Genomic DNA, 5,694 nt, shown 5'->3' with positions numbered 1-5,694 from the left:
GCGTGCTGCACGCCTTCACGACCCGACTGGGGCAGGTCCCGGCGGGTGAGATGTCGGTGACGGTCGCGGCCACGGTCGACGGCGAGACGGTGACCGAGTTGATCGAGGTGCCGTACGCGGCGCACGCTTGCGCCTGAGCGCCTGAGCGCCTGAGCGCCTGAGCGCCTGAGCGCCTGAGCGCCTGAGCGCCTGAGCGCCTGAGCGCCTGAGCGCCTGAGCGCCTGAGCGCCTGAGCGCCTGAGCGCCTGAGCGCCTGAGTGGGTGAGTGGGTGAGGGGCGGTGGCCCGGCGAGCAGCCGAGCCACCGCCCTCGTGCGTCCCCGAGGCCTCCCCGCGGTGGCGCTGGTCCGGACGGCGTGGGGGTTCCGACTGGAGCGCGCTCGGGAGCGCAAAGGGACGCAGGGGACTCGCGAGCTCGGCGCTGCGCGTCCACGTCAAGCGAAGTGTCGGGGATCGACGAAAGATCGTTGACGGTCCGCGGAAGCAGTCGTAGGGTCGAAGTGTGCCGCAGGTCACACCTGCTCTGCCCCGCTGACGGGACGGATGCCCTGACCATGCGGCCTGGGAATCGGCGGAGCCGGTCCTGCTCGTCATCGCAGACGGGCGCGGCCAGCGCCGCTCGTCCGGTCCGAGCTGATGACGTCAGGGAGACACATGACCACGCGACGACGCCCCGGGGCCGCACTGAGCCTCGTTGGCGCACTCTTGCTCACCGCCGTCGGCACGGGCGGTGCCCTACCGGCATCCGCACACGGAGCGAACCTGCCCGCGCAGATCGGAGGCGTGCCCGCGCAGGTCGTGGACCTGCCCGCACAGCAGCCGGGCGTCACGCTGCAGACCTACACCATGCCGGCCGGCCTCGAGAGCGTGTGCACCATCCGCTCCGGCTCGACGCCGAACGTCGACAAGGTCATGCCCACCATCAACTACAGCACGCCCGAGGACTTCGGCGCGGCGGACAACTTCATCACCCACGTCACCGCCAACCTCGACGTCCCGGCGGACGGGAACTACATCTTCCGCCTCACGAGTGACGACGGTTCCCTCCTCTACCTCGACGACGAGCTCCTCATCGACAACGACGGCCTGCACGGCGAGGAAGCCGTGGACGGCACCGTCTCCCTGACCGCCGGGCAGCACGTCCTGCGCGTCGAGTTCTTCGAGGCCGGCGGCGGCCAGATCCTCCGGCTCGAGTGGCAGCCCCCGGGCGCGTCCGGGTTCGAGCTCGTCCCCACGTCGGCGCTCAGCACCGAGGCCGAGGTCGTGCGCGTGACCGCGCCGGGCACGAAGTACTGCGAGGGGGCGACCGACACCGCCGGTGACGGGCTGCGCCTGGACTCGGTCAACCCGAGCTACGACCTCACCGACCTGCGACCCGAGGGCTTCGAGCCCATGGTCTCGGCGATGGCCTTCACCGAGGACGACGAGCTCGTCGTCGTCACCTCCGGCTCCGTGAGCCCCGGTGGCCCGGTGCAGAACCCAGAGCCGGGTGAGGTCTTCATCCTCGACAACGTCGTCGGGGAGACCAGCGCCGAGGAGGTCGAGGTCACCAAGGTCGCGACCGGCCTGCTCAACCCCATGGGCGTGACCGTCGCCGACGGCTCGATCTACGTCTCCGAGCGGGACCGGCTCACCGAGCTGACCCCGGACACCGACGGCGACGGCATGCTCGAGCACCGCACGGTCGCCGAGTGGCCCTACGGCGGGAACTTCCACGAGTTCGCCTTCGGCCTCCTCCACGACGAGGACCACTTCTACGTCAGCCTGTCCGTCTCCATCAACGCCGGTGGTGCGAGCACCAACCCGCAGCCCGCGGCGAACCGCGGCACGCACCTCAAGGTCGACCGCGACACCGGCGAGATCAGCTACGTCGCCGGCGGCCTGCGCACCCCCAACGGCATGGGCTGGGGACCGGACGGCGAGATCTTCGTCATGGACAACCAGGGCGACTGGCTGCCGAGCTCCAAGCTCGTCCACATCAAGCAGGACCGCTTCTTCAACCACTACACCAACCCCGCCGGCCCGTTCGACGACCAGCCCGTGACCCAGCCCGTGCTGTGGTTGCCGCAGAACGAGATCGGCAACTCGCCGAGCAACCCGGTGCTGCTCGAGGAGGGGCCGTTCGCGGGCCAGATGCTCTTCGGCGACGTCACGTACGGCGGCCTCCAGCGCGGGTTCCTCGAGCTCGTCGACGGCGAGTACCAGGGCGCCGTCTTCCGCCACAGCGCCGGCCTCGAGGCCGGCATCAACCGCACGATCGTCGGGCCCGACGGCGCGATCTACGTCGGCGGCATCGGTGAGGCGGGCAACTGGAGCGAGTCCGGCAAGCTGCGGTACGGCCTGCAGAAGCTCACCCCCAACGGGACGACCACCTTCGACATGGCCGAGATGCGGGTCATCGAGGGCGGCTTCGAGGTGGAGTACACCCAGCCGCTGTCCGAGGAGACGGCCGAGGGCCTCGCCGAGGCCTACGACGTCGAGCAGTGGCGCTACATCGCCACCCCGACCTACGGCGGGCCGAAGCTGAACGAGGAGACCCTCGAGGTCACCGGCGCCGAGCTCTCGGAGGACCGCACCACCGTCACGCTCCAGGTCGACGGACTCGAGCCCGGTCGCGTCGTCCACCTGCGCTCCCCGCGCCCGTTCACCGCCGAGTCCGGCGACGAGCTGTGGAGCACCCAGGCCTGGTACACCCTCAACACGTTGCCCGGCTGGGTGCCCGGCGACGAGGAGGCCGAGACCTACTACGAGGCCGAGGAGGGCCTCTTCGCCGGAGCCGTCGGCATCGCGACCGACCACGCCGGGTTCACCGGCGCCGGCTTCGCGGCGGGCTTCCAGGGCACCGGCGCCGCCACGTCGATCCCGGTGCACGTCGACGCGGCCGGCAGCTACGACGTCGGCATCCGGTACACCAACGCGACCACACCCAGCGCCGCGAACGGTGACCGCACGCTCACCGTCCTCGTCAACGGCCAGAGTGCCGGGCAGGCCGTCCTGCCGAGGACGGTGGAGTGGAACCTCTGGGCGACCGAGGTCCTCACGCTCGACCTGGTGGAGGGCGCGAACACGATCGAGCTTCGGGTGGCTCCGGGCGACACCGGCCACGTCAACGTCGACCACATCGTCGTGCGCCCGGCCGGCGAGCGAATCGTCCTCTTCGACGGGACCGACCTCTCCGAGTGGCAGCACACCGACGGGCGCGAGGCCAGCTGGGAGCTCGTCGGCGAGGACGCCATGGAGGTCGCAAACGGCGACCTGCGCACCAAGCAGGCGTTCGGCGACTACCGGATGCACCTCGAGTTCACGGTGCCCGAGCTCCCCGCGGACGTGACCGGCCAGGACCGCGGCAACAGCGGCGTCTACATGCAGGAGCGGTACGAGCTCCAGATCCTCGACTCCTACGGGGACTCCACGCTCGATGACAACGAGGCCGGTTCGATCTACCTCCACAAGGCACCCGACTCCAACGAGTCGCTGCCGCCGGGGGAGTGGCAGACCTACGACCTCGAGTTCCGCGCCGCGCGGTACGACGCCGCGGGCAACAAGGTCCAGGACGCCCGCCTCACCGTCGTGTGGAACGGCGTGACCGTGCACGACGACGTCACCATCCCCGGCGGCACCGGCGGCAACATCCCCGAGGGCCCGGCCACCGGCTCGATCCGCCTGCAGGACCACGGCAACGCCGTGCAGTTCCGCAACATCTGGATCGAGCCGATGGACGCAGGCGAGGAGCCCCCGCCGCCGCCGCTGTGCCAGCCCGAGCTCGTCGGCAGCACCGACGACTTCGACGGCACCGAGCTCGACCGCGCCGTGTGGTCGAACGTCGTCCGGGAGAACGCCGAGACCCTGAACGTCGAGGACGGCGCGCTCGTGCTGCCCACCGGCTCGTACGACATGTACGGCGGGAACACGAACGCCGAGAACCTCGTGCTCCGGCCGGCCCCCGAGGGGGCGTGGTCGGCGACGACGGAGATGACGCTCAGCCCGGTGAACGCCTACCAGCAGGCCGGCCTCATGCTCTACGGGAACGACGCGAACTTCGTCAAGCTCGCCCTCATCCGCACCCCGGATGGCCTCGGGTACGAGTACATCCGGCAGGCCGACGGCCAGCCCGTGGACGGCGGGGAGATCGACCGGATCTCCCTGCCCGAGGACCACCCCGCGACGGTGCTCGTGCGGATGGAGAGCGACGGCACCGTGGTCCGCGCGTCGGTGTCGACCGACGGCGAGGCGTGGGAGCCGCTGGGCCGGGCCCGCCCGCTCGCCGGCATCCCGGACCCGCACGTGGGGGTCTACGCGCTCAACGGCGGGGGCGCCGGCGTCCCGGTCATCGATGCCCGCTTCGAGTCCTTCACCCTCGCCACGCCGGTGGAGGTCGGCCCGAGCGACGAGTTCGACGGCGAGGTCCTGGACCGCTGCCGCTGGGAGACGATCCTGCGGCAGGACACGGACCACTACCGCCTCGCCGACGGGCACCTCGTCATCGACGCCCTCGACGGCGACATGCACGGCGGCGCCACGAACGCCGCGAACGTCATCCTCCAGGACGCTCCCGACGGTGGCTGGGAGGCCGTGACGAAGGTCGCGGTCCCGCAGGGCGAGGAGTACGAGCAGGGCGGCATCATCGTCCACGGCAACGACCAGAACTTCATCAAGGCGATGCTCATCGACATCCCCGACCTGGGGTGGCGCGCCGAGTTCGCCCGCACGGTGAACGGGTCGGCCGTGTTCGAGGCCGGCCAGGACCGCTCCGGCGCGCTGCCCGCGGGCATCAACGACGACGGTCTCTGGCTCAAGGTCACCAGCGACGGCTCCTTCCTCACGGCCGCGTGGTCGGCCGACGGGGAGACGTGGACCGACTTCGGGCGGTCGCAGCCGCTGAGCGCGCTGACCGACCCCCGCATCGGCTTGGCCGCGTACAACGGCAACGGCCAGCCGGCGACGTTCGACTTCTTCCGCCTGGAGGAGGCCGACGTCGAGCCGGTGGTGTGCGAGCCGGGTGAGGTCGAGGAGGGCTACACCGCCCTGTTCGACGGGACGCAGGCGAGCCTGGACCGGTGGAACATGGCCGGGCCGGGCAGCTTCGAGCTGCAGGAGGACTGCTCTGCCCTGACCGTGGGCGGGATGGGTCTGCTGTGGTACCCGGAGGAGTTCGAGTCCTACAGCCTCAAGATGGACTGGAAGATGGCCGGGGATGACAACTCCGGTGTCTTCGTCGGGTTCCCCGACCCGGGCGACGACCCGTGGGTCGCGGTCAACCAGGGCTACGAGATCCAGATCGACGCGACGGACGCCGACGACCGCACGACCGGTGCGATCTACACGTTCCAGAGCGCCGACCTCGCGGCCCGCGACGAGGCGCTCAACCCGCCGGGGGAGTGGAACTCCTACGAGATCGTCGTCGACGACCCGAACATCCGCGTGTACCTCAACGGGGTGCTGGTCAACGACTTCGTCTCGACCGACCCGGCCCGGGACCTCAGCTCGGGCTTCATCGGGCTGCAGAACCATGGCGGCTCGGACAGCGTCTCCTTCCGCGACGTGCGCATCAAGGCACTCGAGGAGCCCGCGGAGCCGGTCCTGGTTCCGGTGGAGCAGGTCTCGGTCCAGATGTTCTCGCTCATCCCGTGGGTGAACGCCGACGGTCTGCCGGCGGTGCTCGAGCGTCTGGCGAGCATCGGGTTCGAGAACATCG

At 70.5% G+C, this 5,694-nt stretch carries 1 protein-coding gene and 1 pseudogene; both read left to right on the top strand.

Annotation, left to right across the window (positions count from 1 at the left end; all coding sequences use genetic code 11):
* Nucleotides 1–653: 653 nt before the first annotated feature.
* Nucleotides 654–3,719 (top strand): annotated as a pseudogene (locus V2J63_RS15905) (3-keto-alpha-glucoside-1,2-lyase-like domain-containing protein); the annotation flags it as partial.
* On the top strand, nt 3,714–5,694 hold a 1,981-nt coding region (locus V2J63_RS15900; RefSeq protein WP_491062246.1), incomplete at its 3' end, for a 3-keto-alpha-glucoside-1,2-lyase-like domain-containing protein. The pseudogene V2J63_RS15905 and the gene V2J63_RS15900, both read left to right, overlap by 6 nt.

It is taken from the genome of Georgenia wangjunii (assembly GCF_036421975.1).
Taxonomy (GTDB): domain Bacteria; phylum Actinomycetota; class Actinomycetes; order Actinomycetales; family Actinomycetaceae; genus Georgenia_A; species Georgenia_A wangjunii.
The sequence above is the reverse complement of the archived record's forward strand: the minus strand, read 5'-3'. Positions and strand labels throughout refer to the sequence as shown.